Origin of the sequence: Paenibacillus sp. J31TS4 (assembly GCF_018403265.1) — a bacterium.
Taxonomy (GTDB): domain Bacteria; phylum Bacillota; class Bacilli; order Paenibacillales; family NBRC-103111; genus J31TS4.
In genome coordinates, this window is record NZ_BOSI01000005.1 from 38,479 (window position 1) to 61,471 (window position 22,993).

Annotated in this window: 13 protein-coding genes and 1 riboswitch; of the genes, 6 read left to right on the plus strand and 7 right to left on the minus strand. The window is 60.3% G+C overall.

Annotated elements, in window-relative coordinates; genetic code table 11:
• Window positions 1-213 precede the first annotated feature (213 nt).
• From KJS47_RS19365 to KJS47_RS19380, 4 genes are all read right to left on the minus strand, one after another.
• Window positions 214-6,609 (minus strand): HAMP domain-containing protein, encoded by a 6,396-nt coding sequence (locus KJS47_RS19365; RefSeq protein WP_213526812.1) that lies wholly within the window; start codon window positions 6,607-6,609, stop codon window positions 214-216.
• A 210-nt stretch (window positions 6,610-6,819) separates the two neighbouring features.
• A complete protein-coding gene (gene sdhB / locus KJS47_RS19370; RefSeq protein WP_213526814.1) occupies window positions 6,820-7,584 on the minus strand; it encodes a succinate dehydrogenase iron-sulfur subunit in 765 nt (254 codons plus the stop codon).
• Window positions 7,585-7,598: 14 nt separating this feature from the next.
• On the minus strand, window positions 7,599-9,344 hold the full coding sequence (gene sdhA / locus KJS47_RS19375; protein ID WP_213526816.1) for a succinate dehydrogenase flavoprotein subunit: 1,746 nt from the start codon (window positions 9,342-9,344) through the stop codon (window positions 7,599-7,601).
• A 13-nt stretch (window positions 9,345-9,357) separates the two neighbouring features.
• Window positions 9,358-10,014 carry a succinate dehydrogenase cytochrome b558 subunit gene (locus KJS47_RS19380; RefSeq protein WP_213526818.1) on the minus strand — a complete coding sequence of 219 codons (657 nt, stop codon included), beginning with the start codon at window positions 10,012-10,014 and terminating at the stop codon, window positions 9,358-9,360.
• A gap of 353 nt (window positions 10,015-10,367) precedes the next feature.
• Here KJS47_RS19380 and KJS47_RS19385 point away from each other — a divergent pair, with 353 nt between their 5' ends.
• The 5 genes from KJS47_RS19385 (at window position 10,368) to KJS47_RS19405 (ending at window position 17,311) form a co-directional block, all read left to right on the plus strand.
• Window positions 10,368-11,288 (plus strand): LysR family transcriptional regulator, encoded by a 921-nt coding sequence (locus KJS47_RS19385; RefSeq protein ID WP_213527151.1) that lies wholly within the window; start codon window positions 10,368-10,370, stop codon window positions 11,286-11,288.
• 254 nt (window positions 11,289-11,542) lie between these two features.
• Entirely contained in the window at window positions 11,543-13,858 is a 2,316-nt protein-coding gene (locus KJS47_RS19390) for an AraC family transcriptional regulator (RefSeq protein WP_213526820.1), read from the plus strand.
• 68 nt (window positions 13,859-13,926) lie between these two features.
• On the plus strand, window positions 13,927-15,495 hold the full coding sequence (locus KJS47_RS19395) for an extracellular solute-binding protein (protein WP_213526822.1): 1,569 nt from the start codon (window positions 13,927-13,929) through the stop codon (window positions 15,493-15,495).
• 24 nt (window positions 15,496-15,519) lie between these two features.
• Window positions 15,520-16,419: an ABC transporter permease gene (locus KJS47_RS19400; protein WP_213526824.1), complete on the plus strand. Its 900-nt coding sequence runs from the start codon at window positions 15,520-15,522 to the stop codon at window positions 16,417-16,419.
• A 16-nt stretch (window positions 16,420-16,435) separates the two neighbouring features.
• Window positions 16,436-17,311, plus strand: a complete 876-nt coding sequence (locus tag KJS47_RS19405) for a carbohydrate ABC transporter permease (RefSeq protein ID WP_213526826.1) — start codon at window positions 16,436-16,438, stop codon at window positions 17,309-17,311.
• Window positions 17,312-17,496: 185 nt separating this feature from the next.
• Here the strand turns inward: KJS47_RS19405 and KJS47_RS19410 are convergent, their stop codons facing one another.
• From KJS47_RS19410 to KJS47_RS19420, 3 genes are read right to left on the minus strand one after another with little or no spacing between them, the layout of a single operon-like run.
• Window positions 17,497-18,732, minus strand: a complete 1,236-nt coding sequence (locus KJS47_RS19410; RefSeq protein WP_213526828.1) for a cation:proton antiporter — start codon at window positions 18,730-18,732, stop codon at window positions 17,497-17,499.
• Between the two features lie 35 nt (window positions 18,733-18,767).
• Window positions 18,768-19,430 (minus strand): potassium channel family protein, encoded by a 663-nt coding sequence (locus KJS47_RS19415; protein ID WP_213526830.1) that lies wholly within the window; start codon window positions 19,428-19,430, stop codon window positions 18,768-18,770.
• Between the two features lie 18 nt (window positions 19,431-19,448).
• Window positions 19,449-20,798, minus strand: a complete 1,350-nt coding sequence (locus KJS47_RS19420) for a TrkH family potassium uptake protein (protein ID WP_213526832.1) — start codon at window positions 20,796-20,798, stop codon at window positions 19,449-19,451.
• Between the two features lie 64 nt (window positions 20,799-20,862).
• A riboswitch (cyclic di-AMP (ydaO/yuaA leader) is annotated at window positions 20,863-21,000 on the minus strand.
• Window positions 21,001-21,319: 319 nt separating this feature from the next.
• On the opposite strand from KJS47_RS19420, the gene KJS47_RS19425 reads away from it, so the two are divergent.
• Window positions 21,320-22,921, plus strand: a complete 1,602-nt coding sequence (locus KJS47_RS19425; RefSeq protein WP_213526834.1) for a CPBP family intramembrane glutamic endopeptidase — start codon at window positions 21,320-21,322, stop codon at window positions 22,919-22,921.
• The last annotated feature ends 72 nt before the right edge of the window (window positions 22,922-22,993 follow it).

The following is a 22,993-nucleotide window of genomic DNA, read 5'->3' on the forward strand; positions in this document are numbered from 1 at the left end:
ATGCAATTAGCAGCCATGCTTTCTGAGCCGGGAAAAATTTATCACACGTAACCCTCCTATCCATTCGTTACCTCAACCCTACCACAGATCCGCTCATGGCGGCAACCCCCTTTTCTTCCAACCAAAGGAAAACTCCACGCTGCCGGGACGGCAAACAAAAAAAAGAGGGGGCAGCATCCCTGCCGCCCCACCTCTTGTCATCTTGTCTGTCGCTTATCCGTACAGCCATACGCGCATCAGCGAGAGCAGCTGGGAGCTGTTGACCGGCTTCGTGATGTAATCCGAAGCGCCGGCCTCGATGCACTGCTCCCGGTCGCCCTTCATCGCCTTGGCGGTGAGCGCAATGATCGGCAGCTGCTGGAACTTGTTGATCTGCCGGATCGCGCGAATCGTCTCGTAGCCGTCCATAACCGGCATCATGATGTCCATGAGCACGATGTCGATGTCCGGCATCTGCTCGAGCAGATCGATCGCGTCGCGTCCGTTTTCCGCCGAGATGACCCGCATGTTGTGCCGCTCGAGAATGGTGGTCAGCGCGAAGATATTGCGGATGTCGTCGTCCACGACCAGCACCTTCTTGTAGGCGATCAGGTCGTCGGTCTGGTGGATCTTGACGAGCATTTCGCGCTGCGCCTCGCTCAGCCTTTCCATGCGGCGGTGAAGGAACAGCGCCGTCTCGTCGAGCATACGTACCGGCGATTTGACTTCCTTCACGACGACCGTCTTGGTCAACTCTTCGTATTCCGCTTCCTCTTCCTTCGTCAGCTTCTTGCTCGTGTTCATAATGAACGCGATGTCCTTGTTCTTCGTCGCCTTGAGCGCATCCTTGATGAACTGGATGCCGCCCGCATCCGGCAGATCGTTGTCAAACAGAACCGCGTCGAACGACTGGCTGCGCAGGAGCGAGATCGCCTGGCGCGCTTTCTCCGCCGTCGCCACCTTCACGTCGGCTCCTTCCACGAGCTCGACAGCCCCTTTGAGCGCCTCCGGCTGCGCGAACAGGCAGAGCAGCGACGCGCTCTCGCGCTCGGTGTAGGCGACCATCCGGTCGATGGCCTGCTCCAGCTCGTCGTTCGTCACCGGCTTGCACAGGTAAGAGTGAACTCCACTCTGCAGAAGCTGCACCCGGTCGTCGTCCACGGTGATGACGCACACCGGAATGTGCCGCACGTCCAGATCGTTCTTCAGCTGATTCAGTACCTGCCAGCCGTCAAAATCCTGCATCCGCATGTCGAGCGTAATGGCCGTCGGCTTGAAATGGCGGGCCAGCTCCAGTACGCTGCGGCCGTTCGTCGTCACGATGCCTTTCATCTTCTTCTTATGCAGCGTATCGAGCAGGATTTCCGCGAAGCGGATGTCGTCCTCGACGATCAGGATGCTCCGGTCGCCGGGCTTGAGCGACGCCCGGTCGTCCAAGATGTCCTCGCCGCTCGTGGACAGCACCGTGCACGTATCTACCTTGGGCCGCTTGACGCCCTGGATGTCCGATTGCGGCGTCTCGTCCACCGGGCGGGCCTGCTGTGCCTTCTCGGCAGGAGCCGTCTCCTGGGCCGGAGCCGCATCCGTCGAGGCCACGGCGGCTTCCTTGCGGGCCGGTTCCTTGGAGAGCAGCGTCAGCTCGTCGCGCGCGGGAAGCAGCGGAAGGGGGAGATCCTCGTCGACCGGCAGGTACAGCGTGAAGATGCTGCCTTTGCCCGGAACGCTGAATACTTTGATTTCCCCGTTCAGCATGACGCTGATCTCGCGGCTGATGGCGAGACCGAGCCCGGTACCGCCGTATTGGCGGCTCGTGCTGCCGTCGGCCTGCTGGAACGCCTCGAAGATAATATCCTGCTTCTCCTGCGGAATGCCGATTCCCGTATCGCTGACGGAGAAGGCCAGCACCGACCGGGCCTGGTTCAGCTTCGTGTGATCGCTGCTCCACCCTTCCTGCGCCTGCCGGATGAGCATCATCACTTGGCCCTTGTCGGTAAACTTGAAGGCGTTGGACAGCAGATTGGTCATCACCTGCTGCAGACGCTTGGCATCCGTCTGGATAACCGGCGGGATGTTCGGCTCCATCTTGATCAGGAACTCGAGCCCTTTGTCCTTCGCCATATGGCGGAACGTCCGCTCCAGGCTCGCCGCCAGATCGGTCAGCTTAAGCTCGCCGTATTCCGGATAGACGGTGCCCGATTCGATTTTGGACAGGTCGAGAATGTCGTTGATCAGGTTAAGCAGGTCGAGCCCCGACTCGTGAATCGTCTTGGAGAACCGCACTTGCTCGTCGGTCAGGTTGCGGTCCATATTGTCGGCCAGCTGCTCGGAGAGCAGCAGCAGGCTGTTCAGCGGCGTCCGCAGCTCATGCGACATGTTCGCGAGGAACTCGGATTTGTACTTCGACGTTTGGGCGAGCTGCTCGGCTTTCTCCTCGAGATAGGTCCGGGCAAGCTCGACTTCCTTGTTCTTGCTTTCGACCTCGGCCTTCTGCATAACGAGCAGCTTGGCCTTGTCCTCCAGCTCCTCGTTCGTATGCTGCAGCTCTTCCTGCTGCTGCTGCAGCTCCTCGGCGAGCGATTGCGACTGCATGAGCAGCTCTTCCGTTCTCATGTTCGTCTGAATCGTATTGAGCACGATGCCGATGCTCTCCGTCAGCTGGTCGAGGAACGACAGGTCGACGGACGTGAACGGACGGAACGAGGCAAGCTCCAGCACCGCGAGCACCTGATCCTCGAACAGGATCGGCAGCAGCACGATGTTGAGCGGCTTCGCTTCGCCAAGCGCGGAGTTGATGGTGACGTAGTCGTTCGGCACGTTCGTCAGCAGAATGCGCTGCTTCTCGATCAGGCACTGGCCGACGAGCCCTTCTCCGGAGCGGAACTGGTTCGACAGGTTCTTGCGCTCCTGGTAGCCATAGCTGGCGAACAGCTTGAGCAGATTGTCGCCGCTGCCGCTGTTGTCGTTCATGAAGAACACGCCGTGCTGCATCGAGACGAGCGGAGCCAGCTCCGACAGGATGAGCCGGCAGACCGCGAACAGATCCCGCTGGCCCTGAAGCATCCGGTTGAACTTGGCCAGGTTGGTCTTGAGCCAGTCCTGCTCGGTGTTGATCCGCGTCGTTTCCTTCAGGTTGCGGATCATCTCGTTCAGGTTATCCTTCAGCATCGCCACTTCGCCGGCCGCTTCGACGTCGATCGTCCGGGACAGATCGCCCTTGGTTACGGCAGTGGCGACATTGGTAATGGCGCGGATCTGGGTGGTGAGCGTCTCAGCCAGCATGTTGACGTTATCCGTCAGATCGCGCCAAGTGCCCGCTGCGCCCGGCACGTTCGCCTGGCCGCCCAGCTTGCCCTCTGCGCCGACCTCGCGGGCGACGGTGGTGACCTGATCCGCGAACGTCGCCAGCGTATCGATCATATTGTTGATCGTATCCGACAGCTCCGCGATCTCGCCTTGGGCCTCGACCGTCAGCTTCTGGTTGAGGACGCCGTTCGCGACCGCTGTTACGACCTTGGCGATGCCACGCACCTGGTTGGTCAGGTTGCCCGCCATGCTGTTGACGTTGTCGGTCAAGTCCTTCCAGACGCCGCCGACGCCGCGTACCTGGGCCTTGCCGCCCAGCTTGCCCTCGGTGCCTACCTCGCGGGCGACGCGCGTCACCTCGGAGGCGAACGAATTGAGCTGATCCACCATCGTGTTGATCGTATCCTTCAGCTCCAGCAGCTCGCCCTTGACGTCGACCGTGATCTTCTTGGACAGGTCGCCGTTCGCGACGGCCGTCGTGACGGCCGCGATGTTCCGTACCTGGCTCGTCAGGTTGCCCGCCATGTTGTTGACGACATCGGTCAAATCCTTCCACGTGCCCGAGACGTCCTTGACGTCCGCCTGGCCGCCGAGACGGCCTTCGGTGCCGACCTCCCGCGCCACGCGCGTCACCTCGGAGGAGAAGTTGCTCAGCTGGTCCACCATCGTGTTGATCGTGTTCTTCAGCTCCAGCAGCTCGCCCTTGACGTTTACCGTAATTTTTTTGGACAGGTCGCCCTTCGCAACGGACGTCGTCACATCGGCGATGTTCCGCACCTGATCGGTCAGGTTGTTCGCCATGTCGTTAACGCTGTCGGTCAAATCCTTCCACGTGCCGCCGACGCCCTTTACCTGGGCTTGTCCGCCCAGCTTGCCCTCGGTGCCAACCTCGCGCGCAACGCGCGTCACCTCGGAGGCGAACGTGCTCAGCTGGTCCACCATCGTGTTGATCGTGTTGCTGAGCTCGAGAATTTCGCCGCGGAAGTCGCCTTTGATCTTCTTGGTCAGGTCGCCCTTGGCAACGGCGGTCGTCACGTCCGCGATGTTGCGTACTTGATCGGTCAGGTTGTTCGCCATGATATTGACGCTGTCGGTCAAGTCCTTCCATGTCCCGCCGACGCCCTTCACCTGCGCCTGGCCGCCCAGCTTGCCCTCGGTGCCGACCTCGCGGGCGACGCGCGTCACCTCGGAGGCGAACGTGCTCAGCTGATCCACCATCGTGTTGACCGTGTTCTTCAGCTCGAGAATTTCGCCGCGCGCGTTAACGGTAATTTCCTTGGACAGGTCGCCCTTCGCGACGGCGGTTGTCACCTCGGCGATGTTCCGCACCTGATCGGTCAGGTTGCTCGCCATCCGGTTGACACTGTCGGTCAGTACTTTCCACGTGCCGGAGACCCCGGTTACCTCCGCCTGGCCTCCCAGCTTGCCCTCGGTGCCGACTTCGCTTGCCACGCGGGTGACCTCGGAGGCGAACGTGCTCAGCTGATCCACCATCGTGTTGATCGTATTCTTCAGCTCGAGAATCTCGCCTTTGGCGTCGACCGTGATCTTCTTGGTCATGTCGCCCTTGGCGACGGCGGTTGTCACTTCCGCGATGTTCCGCACCTGGTTGGTCAGGTTGGTGCCCATGTTGTTGACGCTCTCGGTCAAATCGCGCCAGGTGCCGCCGACGCCCTTCACCTGCGCCTGGCCGCCCAGCTTGCCTTCGGTGCCGACCTCGCGGGCGACGCGCGTCACCTCGGAGGCGAACGTGCTCAGCTGGTCCACCATCGTGTTGATCGTGTTCTTCAGCTCCAGAATCTCGCCGCGGAAGTCCGCATTGATTTTCTTGGTCAGGTCGCCGTTCGCGACGGCGGTCGTCACCTCGGCGATGTTCCGCACCTGGTTCGTCAAATTGCCCGCCATGATGTTGACGCTCTCGGTCAGCTCCTTCCAGATGCCGTCTACGCCGCGCACCTGAGCCTGTCCGCCGAGCCGCCCTTCCGTGCCGACCTCGCGGGCGACGCGGGTGACCTCGGAGGCGAACGAATTCAGCTGGTCGACCATCGTATTGATCGTGCTCTTCAGCTGCAGAATCTCGCCCTTGGCGTCGACCGTAATTTTGCGCGACAGGTCTCCCTTGGCGACGGAGGTCGTGACCTCCGCGATGTTCCGAACCTGGTCGGTCAGGTTGCTCGCCATGAAGTTTACGCTGTCGGTCAGCTCCTTCCACGTACCGGAGACGTCCTTCACTTCCGCCTGGCCGCCCAGCTTGCCTTCGGCCGCCACCTCCCGCGCCACGCGCGTCACTTCGGAGGCGAACGTGCTCAGCTGATCCACCATCGTGTTGATCGTGTTCTTCAGTTCAAGAATCTCGCCCTGAACATCTGCGGTAATCTTCTTGGTCAGGTCGCCTTTGGCTACCGCCGTCGTGACGACCGCGATGTTACGCACCTGGTCCGTCAAATTGCTCGCCATATAGTTAACGCTCTCGGTCAGATCCTTCCAGGTGCCGGCTACGCCCTTGACCTGGGCTTGTCCGCCCAGCTTGCCCTCGGTGCCGACTTCCTTGGCCACACGCGTCACCTCGGAGGCGAACGTGCTCAGCTGATCCACCATCGTGTTGATTGTGTTCTTGAGCCGCAGAATCTCGCCCTTGGCGTCGACCGTGATCTGCTTGGTCAAATCGCCCTCCGCTACGGCGGTCGTCACCTCGGCGATGTTGCGCACCTGGTTCGTCAGGTTGCTCGCCATGCTGTTGACGCTGTCGGTCAGGATGCGCCAAGTGCCGGAGACATCCTTCACTTCCGCCTGGCCGCCGAGCTTGCCCTCGGTGCCGACTTCGTGCGCCACCCGGATGACCTCGGAGGCGAACGTGCTGAGCTGGCCGACCATCGTATTGATGTTGTTCGCCGCACGGGCAAACTCCCCGGTGATGTCGCGGCCGTCGATTTCCATCGCCACCCGCTGGGTCAGGTCGCCCTTGGCAACTGCGTCGATGACGCGCACCATCTCGCTCGTCGGTTGAATCATGTCGGTAATAAGTCCGTTGACGGAATCGCACATAACTTCCCACGAACCGCCCGTATTTTTATGAGAGAACCGTTTGCTTAATTTGCCTTCCTTGCCGACGACCGTCGCTACATTCTCGACTTCCCTGGCAAGCGACTCCTGCATGTTCATAATCTCGTTGAATGTATCGGCGATTTTGCCGGGCAAGCCTGTCCGGTCGATCGGAAGCCGTACAGAGAAATCCCCGTTTTTGAAAGCGCTTAACACCTTGAGTAGTTCTTTGGCGTCAATTGCTTCATCGAAAGAATCCATCTCAGCGGATTTTCCCTTTGCCATTGCTCCATTTCCCTCCCCAAACGAATGAAAAAAGTTTCACAAGACTTCGCGCGGTCGTCCCGGCGGCAAACGCCTCGGGTCAGCCGTCAATTACTATCATCATACTACAAAAACAAGCATATTGGGCACCACCGAACGTTCGAATGATGTCAATATGCTTGCTTTTTTGGTCCCTGAACAGGGAGGTCTATCTAATTGAAGATAACCTTATTAGAAGGACAGCCATTTCTTGAACAGGTGCTTGGTTGTGTCGGCATTGATCGCCGCGATCGACGTCGTCAGCGGAATGCCCTTCGGACAGGAGCGGACGCAGTTCTGCGAGTTGCCGCAGCCCTCGATGCCGCCGTCCTCCATCAACGTCTCGAGACGCTCGTCCTTGTTCATCTCGCCTGTCGGGTGCGTGTTGAACAGGCGAACCTGGGAGATTGCCGCCGGCCCGATGAAGCTCGTCTTGTCGTTGACGTTCGGGCAGGACTCGAGGCAGACGCCGCAGGTCATGCACTTGGACAGCTCATACGCCCACTGGCGCTTGGTCTCGGCCATCCGCGGACCCGGACCTAGGTCATAGGTGCCGTCGATCGGAATCCAGGCTTTGACCCGCTTCAGTGCGGAGAACATCCGCTCGCGGTTGATGACGAGGTCGCGTACGACCGGGAAGGTCTTCATAGGCGCTACCCGGATCGGCTGCTCGAGATGATCGACGAGCGCCGAGCAAGCCTGGCGCGGTTTGCCGTTGATGACCATCGAGCAAGCGCCGCAGACTTCCTCCAGACAGTTCGACTCCCAGCATACCGGAGTCGTCTTCTTGCCGTTCGCGTTCACCGGCGTCCTCTGAATTTCCATCAGAGCGCTGATGACGTTCATGTTCGGACGGTAAGGAACTTCAAACTCTTCCGTATAGGATGGGGAGTCAGCGCTGTCTTGGCGTGTAATGATAAACCGGACATTTTTTTTGTCAGCCACTGCTTCAGCCATGCTCTTGCTCCTCCTTAGTGATCCGTGGTGTAGTCGCGTTTGCGTGGTTCGATCAGCGATACATCCACGTCTTCATATTCGATCTTCGGACCTTCCGGCGTCCATTTCGCCTTCGTGGTCTTCAGGAAGTTTTCGTCGTCGCGTTCCGGGAACTCCGGCTTGTAGTGCGCGCCGCGGCTTTCGTTCCGCATCAGGGCGCCCAGCGTCATCGCTTCGGCCAGCTCCAGCATGTTCCACAGCTGACGGGTGAAGGCGACGCCTTGGTTGTTCCAGCGGGACGTGTCGGTAATGCTAATATTCCTGTAACGCTGCTTCATCGTCTTGATGGTCTCAAGCGTGCCTTCGAGCGTCTTGTTGTAGCGGACGACGGTCATCGTGTTGTTCATCAGGTCGCCGAGCTCTTTGTGAAGGACGTACGCGTTCTCGTTGCCTTCCATCTTGAGCAGGTTCTCGTACTTGTCCACCTGTCTTTTCTTCTCGGTCTCGAAGACGTTCGAGGAGATGTCCTCGGTGTGCTTCTTGAGGCCCTTGATGTACTCGACTGCCTTCGGACCGGCCACCATGCCGCCGAAGATCGCGGAGACGAGCGAGTTGGCGCCGAGACGGTTCGCACCGTGAATCGTATAGTCGCACTCGCCGGCTGCGAACAGACCGGGAATGTTCGTCATCTGGTTGTAGTCGACCCACATGCCGCCCATCGAATAGTGAACGGCCGGGAAAATCTTCATCGGCAGCTTCCGCGGATCGTCGCCGACGAATTTCTCATAGATCTCGATGATGCCGCCCAGCTTGACGTCGAGCTCCTTCGGATCCTTGTGGGACAGATCAAGGTATACGACGTTCTCGCCGCCGATGCCGAGCTTCTGGTTCACGCACACGTCGAAGATCTCGCGCGTCGCGATGTCACGCGGCACGAGGTTGCCGTATGCCGGGTATTTCTCCTCGAGGAAGTACCAAGGCTTGCCGTCTTTGTACGTCCAGACGCGGCCGCCTTCGCCCCGCGCGGATTCGGACATAAGACGCAGCTTGTCGTCGCCCGGAATCGCCGTCGGGTGAATCTGGATGAATTCGCCGTTCGCATAGTAAACGCCTTGCTGATACAGAGCGGAAGCTGCCGTACCGGTATTGATGACGGAGTTCGTCGTCTTGCCGAAGATGATACCGGGGCCTCCCGTCGCCATAATGACCGCGTCGGCTTTGAACGTATGGATCTCCATGCTGCGCAGGTCTTGCGCGGAAACACCGCGGCAGACGCCGTCGTCGTCGATTACGGCGCCGGTGAATTCCCAATGCTCGTATTTCTTAACGAGACCGGCTACTTCCCAGCGGCGGACTTGCTCATCCAGCGCGTACAGCAGCTGCTGGCCAGTCGTTGCGCCTGCGAAAGCGGTCCGGTGAAACTTAGTTCCGCCGAAGCGGCGGAAGTCAAGCAGACCCTCCGGCGTCCGGCTGAACATAACGCCCATCCGGTCCATCAGGTGGATAATGCCGGGAGCGGCGTCGCACATCGCCTTAACCGGCGGCTGGTTTGCGAGGAAGTCCCCGCCGTATACGGTGTCGTCAAAGTGAAGCCAAGTAGAGTCGCCCTCGCCCTTGGTGTTGACGGCGCCGTTGATGCCGCCCTGGGCGCAGACCGAGTGTGAACGCTTGACCGGTACCAAAGAGAACAGGTCTACGTGAACTCCAGCCTCGGCTGCCTTGATGGTAGACATCAGCCCTGCCAGACCTCCGCCTACTACGATAATCTTTGTATTAGCCATTGCGGTTCACCTCTTACGATTTTGTCAAGACGGACGTGTCTTGGAATTGCGGATCCAGGAATGCGGACAGGGAAAGAATGAACATGACGGCCATGACAACGAAGGCCACCATCCATACATAGGACGATACGCGCTGGGCGCGAGGTCCGATGGTGATGCCCCAGCTGACCAGGAACGACCACATGCCGTTGCAGAAGTGGAACGTAGCGGCGATGATGCCGATGCAGTACAGCGCGAACGCCCAAGGCTGGGTCGCGATCTCGTGCATCCGAACGCCGAGCTCCTCATGCGTCACATTGCCGAGCGCTACCTGTACGCGCGTCTCGAACACGTGCCAGGCGATGAACAGAAGCGTCAGCACGCCGGTTACACGCTGCAGCATGAACATCTGGTTGCGGAAGTACCCGTAGTTGGTCACGTTGTTCCTGGCTGTGTAAGCGACATACAACCCGTACACGCCGTGATACAGCAGGGGGAGCCAGATGCCGAACAGCTCAAGAGCGAATACGAGCGGAAGGCTGTTCAGCCATTCGACGCCTTCAATGAATCCCCCGTGGCCTTGATTGAAGGCCGCATAGTTGGTGATCAGGTGCTCCACAAGGAAGGCCCCGATCGGGATGACGCCAAGCAAGGAATGCAGCTTGCGGTAATAGTACGAGTTTCCTGTCATTTGAAAAAGTACCCCTTTCAAATTATGAAGCTTGTTCAGCCAAACCACCTATCATTGTACCCCTGGCTTCCATGAGCGTCAACAATTTGTAACATCTTTCGACTTGCAAACTGTGCCCTCCCGGCGCCTGACAGAAAAAACGGCCTGACCATCCGTCTCTGCTTAGTTTCCTTGGTAGAGGTTGGATTTATTCAGGCGTTTGGCTATGATGTGAACGTTACGTGACAGCTTTTATTTTAGCCCCGGTCTGCTTATAATGGAAGTGCTTATTATGTATATGCTTTTATCAGCTTTCTGCATAAGGGAAGCGAATGACGGGAAACGGTACCCAATTAACCAAAGGAGAGAGCCAGATGGAGGATCTATTCGCGTTCGCGGTCGTCGTCGAGCAGCGCAGTCTGAACAAGGCATCGGTTGTCCTCAATCTGTCGCAGCCCGCGCTGTCCCGCAAGATCAAGCATCTCGAGGACAGTCTCGGCGTGGCGCTGTTCGAGCGCAAGGGCAAGCGGCTGGAGCTGACGAGAGCCGGCCAGGTCTGCTACGAATTCGCCGTCGATATGCGGAAGCTGCACCGCGACATGACGCTGGCGATCAATCAGTTCAAGAACGGCGAGAACACGGTGAGCATGACGATCGGCGCCAGCCTGACGACGCTGCAGTCGACGCTGCCCGATCTCATCGCCCATTATACGAGAGAATTTCCGCACACCGATATTCATGCGCTCACCGGCAAGACGCACGAGGTCGTCACCTTCGTCAAGGAGGGAAAGGTTGACGTGGGACTGGTCGCGTCGCTGATCCAGACGCCCGGGCTGCAGTGCGTCCCCCTATTCGACGACCATCTCTGCCTCGTCCTCTCGGCCGAGCACCCGTATGCGGAGCTGAAGTCGCTTCAGATGAAGGATCTGCACGACCTGCCGATGATTCTGTTCTCCAAGGGAACCTGGTACCGGGTCATGATGGACGACTTGTTCCAGAACCATGCGGTGTTCCCGAACGTCAAGATGGAGATCGATTCGTTCGAGGCGATCATCCGGCTCGTCTCGAGCGGCAACATGGCGGCAACGCTTCTGCCCAAGTCGTATTTGCGCAGCCCGCTGCTCGAGCACAACGAACTGTGCGTCCGAATGCTGCCGGAGCTGACGGCGGCCAAGCGAACCACCTCGCTCATCTACACGGAGCGGGCGGCCGCCGATCCGGCAGTCCGCGCTTTCCTCGACAAGGGGCGCGAGTATTTTTCGGGAGAGCGGGTTCGTCCCAAGCTCGTCCCCTGACGAACGGGCCCCCGCCTTCTATTGTCTCCTATTTCTTTCTACTATTTATAATAGAAGAAAGCCGACTAACCCGCTTCCTTTGGTCCCAACGGATCTTGAGGAATGCGGGTTTTTTGCGGCTTGCGGCGAGAAGGGGGACAGCTGAGAAAAATAGGACGTTTAATAGACAGGTTATAGGCACTGGGCTATGATGGGGGCAGCTGCCGTACCCTCCGTATGCAGCCGAAATCGCTATGGGAAAGGATGGGAGCCTCATGCGCATCCCTTGGATCGCCCGCATGACGTTCAAACGCAAGCTGACGCTCTTCTCTCTCCTCCTCAGCATCGTCCCCGTCGCCGGGGTCGGTCTCACCTCTGCCTACATGGCCTCCGCTCATATGCAGCAGGAGACCGACCGGAGCCACGCGGCGGTGCTGGAGCAGACCGGCCGCGAGCTGGACCGTCTGCTCAAGACGCTTCACATGGACTCCATCTCCCTCGCCTCGCATCCCGCCCTGAGCGCCTCCGTCCAGGCTGGCCCCGGCATCGACCGGCTGACCGAAACGCTTGCCATGACGGAGGCGATCCGCCGGGAGAGCAACTTCTCCCCGCTCCGCTGGAAGGCTTCGCTCGTCTATGTCCGATCCGGCTCGGTCTATAGCAACACCGAGACGAGCAGGTCGTCGGCCGCCTCCTACCTCGACCTCGTCTCCCACTACCGGCCTATCGCCAACTCCTCCTTTCTCGTCACACCCGCCGCAGGCACGTCCCCTCCCGAGCTGATGCTGTTCCGTCCCGTTCCGCTGTCCACTGCCTATACGGACGGCATCCTTGTGCTGCACGTCTCCGTCGACGAGCTGGTCCGCTTCCTGGACAGTCTCCATCTCAGTACAGGCAGCCGCCTCTTCGTCCTGGATGAACACGACACGGTCGTCCTGAGCCGGAATCGGGAGGACATCGGGCAGCGCATCCCTTCCCTCGCCTCCCGCACCAGAGAGGAGACTACCGTCCCCTACGAATGGGATGGGACCGCCTACCGCCTCTCGGTCCAGCCCTCCGCCTATACGCACTGGCGCTATGCCGTCATGACGCCTGTCAGTGAGCTAACCGAGCGCGCCAAAGAGGTGATGCGCCTGACGGTGGCGGTGTCCACCGGGCTTGCGCTGTTCTGGCTGCTCTTCTCCTTCCTCGGCTCGTACCGACTCTACTATCCGATCGAGCGGATGCTCCGCAGGCTGCATCCCGAACCCGGCAGCCGGCTGCCGTTCGCCGACGGGCTCAAGGAGCTGGATGCCTGCATCGCCCGCCTCGTCGTCTCGAACCGGGAGCTCGAGCGGACCGTCCGGGAGCAGGAGCCCCGGCTCGCGCAGACGCTGCTGCGCCAGCTGCTGTTTGGCGAGGTGACCGCCAAGGACCTCCCTCTCCTGACGAAAGGCTGGCAGTTCCCGCTGGAGGAGGGGTATTTCGTCGTCGCCGTCGCTTCGGCGAACGACGAGGAGGCGTTCCTCCGCCGGTTCCGGGAGGAGGAGCGTCCCGCCCTCCAGGCCGCCTGGGCGCGGACATTGGAGGACAGCGCGGACGGCATTGCCGCCTGCCTGGCTGTCCCCATGAGACCCGGCCGGCTGGCAGCCGTCTGCAGGCTTCCGGAGGACGGCAATGACGCTCTCCTCCGGATCACCGAGGCGTTCGCCGAAGCAAAGCGGCGGCTCCCCGGCTTGTACGGCTTCTCCGCCAGTCTGTCGCTCAGCGGTCCGCTGCACGGCTTCGACCAGCTAAGCGAAGGCTACGCGGAGGCGGTCCGGCTGCTCCGCTACCGGCTGACGGCAAGCCCGGAGGAGCCGATTACCGGCGAGGCCGTCCGGGACGCACAGCCGGAAGCGGCGCCGGCAGCCGAGCGCCAGAAGCGCATCGTCGGCCTGCTTCTGGATGGCAATCAGACTGCGGCTGGCGAGGAGCTTGGCGCCTTGTTCCGGCATTGGCAGGCGACCGGCGCCAGCTCCGACGCGATCTTCGCTTCGCTCGGCTACCTACTTACCGAGCTGGACTGCCAGACGGCCAGGCTCGGCGTCCGGCTGCAGGAGGCGGTGGGAGAGGACCCGCATCAGGCCGTCCTCCGGCATGCGTCCCTCCCCGCGCTGGAGCGATGGCTCGTCTCGGTCGTCTTCCCCGCCGTCCAATCGCAGATCCACGCCGAGGAAGTGAAGCGCCGGACCCTTGTCGTTCACAGCATCCGGACCCGCATCGACGAGCACTGCGAGGAGGAGCTGTCGCTGCAGCGGTTCGCGGACAGCTGCGGGGTGTCGGTCTCCCACCTGAGCCGGATGTTCAAGGAAGAGACCGGGATGCCGTTCAGCGACTATGTGCTCGCCCGCCGGATGAGCCGGGCGAAGGAGCTGCTTGAGCATACCGCCGTGCCGATCAAGGAGATAGCCGTCCGCCTTCGCTACGCGAATGTGACGAACTTTGCCCGGGCTTTCAAGCAGGTGCACGGTACGACGCCGGGCAAATGCCGCACCGCCACCCAGGCCGGCCCTATCATCCGCAGAGCGCATCCGAATGATCTTTATTTTCCGGGCAATAACGCCAAATGATGATTGTTTGGCAGGAGCGGGCGCGTTATTTTGTAAGCGTTCACAATTTATTGAAAGGGGAATTCGCCATGAAGCCAACCCGCTCGCCCATCCGGTCCGCCGGACTCCTCGGCACGCTCTCCGGGACGCTGCTGCTGGCCGCCTGCTCCGGTTCAGCCCCGGGAGAATCCGAGGCGGCCTCCGGAACGAAGGATCTGCGCATCCTGCTTTCCCACACGAACGCCAAATACGCGATGCAGTATAAGGATGACAACGACCGCTACACCAAGGAGCTATCCCGCCTGTCCGGCTTTAACCTGCATTACGATTTTCTCGGCCACGGCCAGGACTTCATCCAGCAGCTGACGCTCCGGTTCGCCTCCAACGACCTCGGGGACCTCGTCCGCACGGACACCATCACCTCCAGCATCCATCCCGGTGCGTTGGAGCAGGGAGTCTTCCAGGAGCTCGGCCCGCTCCTCGACAAGTACGGTCCGGACATCAAGAAGAAGATCCCGCAGGCTGCCTGGGACAGCCCCCGCGTCAGCAAGGACGGCAAAATCTACGGCATTCCCGTCCTCAATCCCGTCCCGGCATACCGGGTCGTTTACATCCGCCAGGATTGGCTCGACAAGCTGAACATGCAGCAGCCCAAGACGGTGGACGATTATCTGAAGTTCTTCGAGGCGGTCAAGGCAAACGACATGAACGGCAACGGAGACCCAAACGACGAATACGGGTTCTACGTCCGCGAGAATCTCGATTACAGCGATCTATTCTTCAAGGAATTCGGCGCACATCCGAAGGAATGGCTGTACCGGGACGGCAAGCTGCAGCCCGGGCTCATCCAGCCGGAGATCAAGGAGAGCCTGAGATTCTGGAAGATGCTCTACGACAAAGGCTACGTCAACCCCAACATGTTCACAAACAAAAGCTCGGATTGGCGGGCGGGCATCAAGCAGGGCAAGGGCGGCATGTGGCTGCATGACGTGCCCAATTACAACGTCGACTGGCAGCCGAGCCTGTTCGTGAACGAAAAGAACGTCAAAATCTCCATGCTCGAGGCGCCCGATGGTCCCAAGGGCAAAGGCATTACGGCCGAGAACGACCAGATCAATTACGTCTGGGTTATTCCCTCGTCGAACAAGCATCCCGAGACCGCCATCCAGTATTTGAACTGGGCCTGGAGCTCGGAGGAGGCGGACCGCTTCTTCGCTTACGGCATCGAGGGCGTCAACTATACGGTCGACAACGGCAAAGTAAACTTCGACGCGGCGTCCAAGGACAATACGGAGAACGATCCGACCGAATTCTTCCGCATCACCGCCAATCCACGGAAGATCGGCAGTCTCGATCCGCTCGTCCTCGACGTCGACCCGAACGCCGACCTGCTGCGCCAGGGACTGGAGGCGGCCAAACGGTCGATCTACAAGAACGAGGCGCTGTACATGCCGTCGCTGGAGGCGATGAACACGAATCCGCAGCTCGGCGCCGGGGCGGGCACCCTCTTCCTCGACATGTTCGCCAAGGTCGTCACCGGCAAAGCCGATATCGACAAAGCCTTCGACGACTTCGTCAAGGAGTGGAAGGCGCGCGGAGGCGAGGCGGCTATCCAGGAGGCGACCAGCTGGTACAAAGCGACGCATCCCAGCAAATAACGGGATACGGGAAGGAGCGTTTCTATGCTTAAGAAGCTGTCCCAGCGCGACGCCGCCCTGCTGCTGCTTCTGGCGCTGCCGGGCATCCTGCATTTTCTCGTCTTCCGGTACATTCCGCTCGGGGGCAATGTGATCGCGTTTCAAAAATACAACCTGTTCAAGGGTTTCCTGGAAAGCCCCTGGGTTGGACTGGATAACTTTCGGCAGATGTTCGCCTACCGGGAATTCTATCAAATTCTTCGCAATACGCTGCTGCTCAGCCTCTATTCCATCCTGTTCGGCTTCCCGGCGCCGCTCGTGCTGGCGCTGATGCTGAATGAGATGAGGCGGATGTGGCTCAAGCGCTCGGTCCAGACGCTCTTGTACCTCCCCCACTTTCTCTCCTGGGTCATCGTGGGGGGCATCTTCGTTAACATGCTGACGACCGAAGGCTTCCTCAACACCGTCTTCGGCTGGTTCGGAATCGACCGCAAAGATTACATGACCGATCCCGCCTACTTCCGGACCATTCTGGTCAGTACCGGCATCTGGAAGGAGGTTGGCTGGGGAACGATTCTGTATCTGGCGGCGCTCGCCGGCATCAACCCGAACTTATACGAAGCCGCTATGGTCGACGGGGCCGGCCGGTGGCGGCAAATGTGGTCGATCACGCTGCCTTCTCTCCTGCCGGCGATCGTCGTGCTGTTCCTGCTGCGCGTCGGCAACGTGCTGGACGCCAATGTCGAGCAGGTGCTCGTCTTCCAGAATCCGCTCGTCCGGGAGGTCGGCGAGGTGATCGACACCTACGTCTACCGGATCGGCCTGCTCGGCGCGCAGTTCAGCCTGACGACCGCCATCGGCATGTTCAAGTCGGGGATCGGTCTCGTTCTGATCGTCGGTCTGAACGCTTTCAGCAAGCGGACGACCGGCGAAAGCATCTATTAAGCCAAGGAGGGGTTCCATGCCTGCCTATCGCAGCGACCGCCGGTTCCAGCTGGCGAACGACTTGTTTCTCGTGCTGGTCAGCCTGACCATGTTTGCCCCCCTCCTCCATCTCGCGGCTGTCTCTCTCAGCGCCCCGGAATACGTAGGCGCCAAGCTCGTCACCTTTTGGCCGAGAGGCTTCAGTCTGGAGGTGTACCGCACGATCTTCGGCACCTCCTCACTCTGGCGGGCAATGGGAGTGAGCGTCTACATCACCGTCGTCGGGACGCTGCTCGCCCTGCTGTTCACCTCGACGATCGCTTATTCCCTCTCTCGCCCGCAGATGCCGCTGCGCGGCTGGATTCTCAAAGGGATCGTGCTGACGTTCGTCTTTTCGGTGCCGCTTATTCCGAGCTATCTGCTCGTCCGGACGCTCCAGATGGACAACACGCTGTGGGCGCTGATGGTGCCCGGTGCGCTCTCCGCCTTCAACGTCTTCATCATGAAGACATTCTTCCAGGGGCTGTCGGCGGAGCTGTTCGACGCCGCCAAGATGGACGGCTGCAGCGAGCTCGGCATCTACGCGCGCATCGCCATCCCGCTCTCTTCTCCCGTCATCGCAACGATCGGCCTGTTCCATGCCGTGGGCCAGTGGAATTCCTACTTCAGCGCCCTCATCTACATCAAGACGAAGACGCTCCTGCCGATCCAGGTGCTGCTGCGCAATCTGGTCGTCGAGGACGGGCTTGGGTCGATGTCGCAGATTCAGACCGTGGACCTGTCCCGCACCTCCACGCCGGAGATGATGAAGGCCGGCATCCTGCTCTTCGCGACGCTGCCCATCCTGATCGTCTACCCGTTCCTGCAAAAATACTTCGTCAAAGGGGCCATGCTCGGCTCGCTCAAGGAATAGGCGGCGGATACGAAAGCCCGCGCCGCCCCAAACGCAGCAAGCCCTCTTGTCCGCCGCCGGAGAATCCGGCGTTCGGGCAAGAGGGCTTGTTTCCGCATCGAGCGTGTTTCGGTGCGCAGCGCTTGGCGATCGTTTAACGGCGGCGGCCTTGCTCATGCTGGACGAGCGCCGCTGTTCGGCTCGCGTCAGCGGCCGTCCGGCAGCGCGAGTCCGAGCCGGCGGGCGAGCCAGCCGGTCGTGCTGGCTTGGACGAGTATCGTCAGCAGCACGGCGAGGAACGTCACCGACGAGATGACGTCGGCATGCGCGACTCCCTGCGCCGCGATCATGCCGGACAGCGCCGCCGGAATGACGCCCGTCTCGCGCACCCAGAACATAAACAAGATCTCGTTCCTCTCCCATTTGGCCTTCCGGTCGGGGAGCGCGCAGGCAAGCACCGTCAGCGGACGGGCGACGAGCATGAAGACGAGAAGGACGGCGAGGCTCGGAACCATATTCGCCAGGATGACGGTGAAATTGACCTGGCTGCCGAGCAGGATGAAGATCAGCATCCGCATAATGACCGTTACGTTGTCGGAGAAGTGGGCCATCTCCCTCTCCTTGCTTTCCACGTTCAGCCCGAAGCTACCTGCATTGCCCCAGACGAGGCCCGCGACGAACGTCGCCATGAACCCGCTGACGTGCAGCAGGTCTCCCGCCAGGTAGGCGCTGATGGCCGTCACCATCATGGCGATCGTCGTGTAATCGCGCAGCAGGCCGAGACGGGAGTGGGCGACAAGATAGAGCAGCACGTATCCGACCGCGAGGCCGACCGCAATGCCGCCGAAGGCGGTCACCGCGAATTCCTTGACCGCCCCTGTGAGGGAGAAGCCCCCTCCGCCGGTGACCATCGCGAGCACGGTGAACGTCAGGATCGAGCCTGTCGCGTCGTTGAACGCCGACTCGCTCTCCACCGTTTCCCGCACCTTGGTCCTCACCTTCACCTGGCGGAACACCGGGATGAGGGTGGCCGGATCGGTCGAGGCGATGACCGCTCCCAGCAGGACGGCGTACAGCCAGGGCAGATCAAGCAGGAAACGAGCGGCGACCGCCGTCACGCCGCATGTCAGCAGGACGCCCGGCACGCTGAGGAGCGTCAGCGTGAGCCAGACCTTTTTCAGTCCTCCCAGGGCGATATTCTTGCCGCCGTCGAACAGAATGAGCGCCGATCCCGTCAGCAGAATGAATTGGTTGACGAACGTCGAGCTCGGCTCGTTGATCAGATGCAAGCCTTTGCCGACGATCATGCCGGCAAACAAGAACAAGGCGACGTCCGGCAGCTTGAGCGCGCCGGCGAGCCGCCCCGAGAACATCCCGAGTCCCAGAATGAGAATGACCAGGCCCAGCACATGATGAATCAGTACCCCATTGTCCGCATTCACTTGCGATCCTTCTTTCCGGCTGCTGAATGAGACGCTTAGGCGTGGACGGCCTTCTCAAAATCGTCGATCTGGTCGTTCGTGCCGATAACGATGATGACATCCTTCTCCTCGACAACATCCTCCGCTGTAGGCGCGATGATGACGCCGGACCGCTTGTTGATGGCCACCACGCTGCAGCCGTAGCGGGCGCGCGTGTCGAGCTCCTTGAGTGTATGGCCCGAGATTTTACGCGTAACCGACAGCTCGGCGATCGTATAATCATCGGACAGCTCAATGTAGTCGAGCAGATTGGGAGAGACGAGCTGGTGCGCCACCCGCACGCCCATGTCCCGCTCCGGATAGATAACCCGGTCGACTCCGATTTTGTGCAGCACCTTCCCGTGAAGCTCGGACAGCGCTTTGGCAACGACTTTCTTCACACCGAGGTCCTTCAGCAGAATGGCCGTCAGAATGCTTGCCTGGATGTCGTCGCCGATCGAGACGACGGCGCAGTCAAAATTCCGGATTCCGAGAGAGCGCAGCATCTCCTCGTCTGTCGAGTCGGCCTCGACCGTGTAGGTGAGCTTGTTGCTCATCTCGCTGACGACCTCTTCGTTTTTGTCTATGCCGAGTACCTCGTACCCGAGCGCGATCAATTCCTTGGCGAGACTGGAGCCGAACCGGCCGAGTCCGATCACCGCGTATTGGTTTCCTTTCATTTCTCTCCCAAGCTCCTTTTATCCTATCGTTATTTTGCCTTCCGGGTAGCGGTACAATTCTTTCTCTACTTTCGGTCCAAGCGCGTAAGCTAGCGTCAGCGGACCGAGCCGCCCCAGAAACATCATCAGCATGATCATCAGCTTGCCGAATATTGTCAGGTGCGCAGTCAGCCCCATCGTCAGGCCGACCGTGCCGAACGCCGACGTCACCTCGAACAAAATCATCAGGAAGGGACGGCCCTCCGTTGTCGTCAGCAGCATCGTGACCACAACGACCAGGATGAGCGCGAACAGCGTCAGCGTGATCGCCTTGTAGATGCGGTCCCGGGCCAGCCGGTTCCGGAAGAAGACGATGTCCTCCTTGCCCCGGATCATGGCGATCATCGCCCCGACGAGGATGGTGAACGTCGTCGTCTTGATCCCGCCCCCGGTCGAGCCGGGGGACGCACCGATGAACATGAGGATGACCATGAAGAACTGAGTCGCCTGCCGCATCGCGCCGATATCGATCGTGTTCGCTCCGGCCGTCCGCGGCGTTACCGATTGGAACAGCGACGCCAGCACTTTGCCAAGCGGATGAAGCGGACCGAGCGTCGCCGGGTTGGTGAACTCGAAGATGAAAATGACGAGCGCACCGAGCGCAATCAAGAGAGTGGTCGTCGTCAGCACAATCTTCGTGTGCAGCGTCAGCCTTCTCGTCTGCCTGTATTCCGCCACGTCGGACAGGACGATGAAGCCGATGCCTCCCAATATAATTAACCCCATCGAGACGAGGTTGACGAGCGGATCGTCTACATAGGCGGTCAAGCTGCTGAATTTGCCGGTCTCGCCGCCGAACAGATCGAAGCCGGCGTTGTTGAAGAAGGACACGGCGTGGAACAAACCGAAATAGGCGGCCTTGCCGAAGGGCAGATCGAACGCCCACCGCAGGGTGAACAGGACGAAGGCGACGAACTCTATCGTAATGGCGTACAGGAGAACTTTCCGAATCAGCCGGATGATCCCCTCCATGCTCGATTGATTGAGTGCTTCCTGTAGAATGAGACGCTCTCGCAGCGATATCCGCTTGCGCAGTACAAGCGCGATCAGCGTCGCCATCGTCATGAAGCCCAAGCCGCCCAGCTGAATAAGCACCATGATGACGAACTGTCCGAACACCGAGAAGTGAGTGCCCGTATCGACGACGACCAGGCCCGTCACGCAGGTCGCGGATGTGGCGGTGAACATCGCGTCAAGCAGATCCAGCGGCTCGCCGTCCGCGGAGGCGGCGGGCGTCGCCAGCACCAGCCCTCCGAGCAGGATAATCAGCGCGAAGCCGGTCACCAGAATTTGGGGAGGTGTCATTTTGATCAGCAGTTTTCTTAGCATGAAATCCTTCCTCCCTGGTTTGATGGCAACAAAAAAAGCACTGGAAACCCAATGCCTGACGGAATGGTTCCTGAAAGTAAGCCTACGAGGTTAGCTGACGGATTCGGGTCACAGGCACCCTATTTGTCCTTCAAGGACAAAATTCACCCCTATATCTTTAGTGGTTCCCCCGTTTTCTAGCGAAATTCGGCTTTGTTCAATTGATTCCGATTATAGCGCCGTTTGCTTCGCCGGACAAAGGCGATTCTGACAGGAAAATCGTCCGTTTCACCCGGAATAGGACCGGCACGGAAATCGGAACGGGCCGCGTCCTTCCTTTACGGCCTTTTTTCTTCCGTTCTCCCCGTTTTTCTTTGGTTTCGGGAACGAGTCAAAAAGCGGCAGCGCTTCCACTTAGAAGGACCCGAAGGCTGTCTGAATCGGGCTGGTCTTCCGCCGATTCGGCCGCACGAAAACTGGAACCGCTCTCCCGGTTATGGTACCTTTGATAAAAAAGACGTATTTGAAGGAGAATGCCCTTGATGCCTCACCGTATGAATCGGAGCTTGCTGATTCTCGCTCTCATCGGAGTCGTTCTGTATGCCGCGGTCCTGCTCGTGCAGACGGCGACGGATACGTCCATGGAGGAGGAGACCACCCGCCCCAAGGTCTCAAAGGAGCAGGCGGCGGCCGTGGCACGCGCCCTAATCGCCGAGCGGGACCCCTCCTTCGCCGTCAACCAGGATGCGGCCGTCCTGCACCAGTCCGACAAGGAGCTGAGCGGCTATCTGCAAAAGTATAAGCTGAATGCCTCCTATCAGGAAACATACGGTGCCCGCTATCCGATCGACTATTGGCAGGTCGCGATCGGCGGCGGCGGGGCCGCACCCAAGTACGTCGTGAGCGTCCGGATGGATAACCCCGAGGCAATCGGCTGGATGCGATACGGAGCGGCTGCGTCCGGACAAACGACGGAGGCGAAGCGCAAAGAGCTCGCGGAGGGAGCGCTCCGGAGCGCCGGCTATGAGCCGGCCGACTTCGTCCTGAAGCCGGCCGAGGGAACGGGCCTGCGCTACGTCTACGAGAGCCGCAAGGACCGGATCGGCGACGCTGTCCTGCAGGTGAAGATCGGATTATCCGGCACCCAGATCACTGGCCTCTCGCCTGTTTTCCAGGAACCCGAATCGTTCCGTGTCTGGCTGGCGCAGGAAGAGAAGGCGGCGCAGAGGATGTCGCTCATCAGTCCCGGGTTGACGCTCCTGATGGGACTCGCCGCGCTCATCCTCGCCATCATCCACCGGCGGGAGATCACCTTCTCCCGCGGTCTGCTGCTTACGCTTATTTTTGCCGGACTCTATGCGCTTCACGCAGCGAACAGCCTGCCCGGCGCGCTGACCGATCTCGAGCCCGACCAGCTGAGCGGCACGCTAGACCCCGGCATCTACTTGACGCTCACTTACGTGCTGATCGCCATTATGGCAATCGCCATGTATCTGTCGCTCGTCACCGGGGATCAAATGTGGCGGGCGCGCGGCTGGAACGCCTGGCCGTCGATGCGCGAGCCGTCCTTCGGCGAGGAGATGTTCTACGGCATGGGCCGCGGCTATCTCATCTGCCTGTTCATTCTCGGCGTGCAGCAGGTGCTCTTCTACATAGCCGGCGAAGCGTTCGATTCGTTCGCCATCACCGATCCGACGCAGTCGACGCTCAACCTGTACCGCCCCTGGCTGTTCCCGCTGCTGGCCTGGATGGCGGGCATCTCGGAGGAGGTTACCTACCGGCTGTTCGGCATTGCCTTCTTCCGCAAAATCGTCCGCTTCCGCTTCCTGGCCGTGCTCGTCCCGAGCATCATCTGGGCGCTCGGCCATACCGGCTATACGATCTACCCGAGCTATACGCGACTGTTCGAGGTCACGATCCTCGGCCTCATCTTCGGCTATGTGTTCCTGAAATATGGGCTCATCACGGCCATCTATGCGCACGCCACGATGGACATCATCCTGATGTCGCTCTCGCTCATGGTGACCGAGCCGACGCCGGGCTATATCGTGCTCGGCCTGCTCTATATCGCCATGCCGGCGTTGATCGGCTATGCGGCCCGCGCTTACTTCAGCCGGACGCGCCAAGTGCGCTGGCCGGCGTAGCCCGAGCGGCTCCCGCCGTTGCAGCCGCGGCGCCAAGCGCGTCCACCGGCTCGCATGCCTCTGCACGCAAAA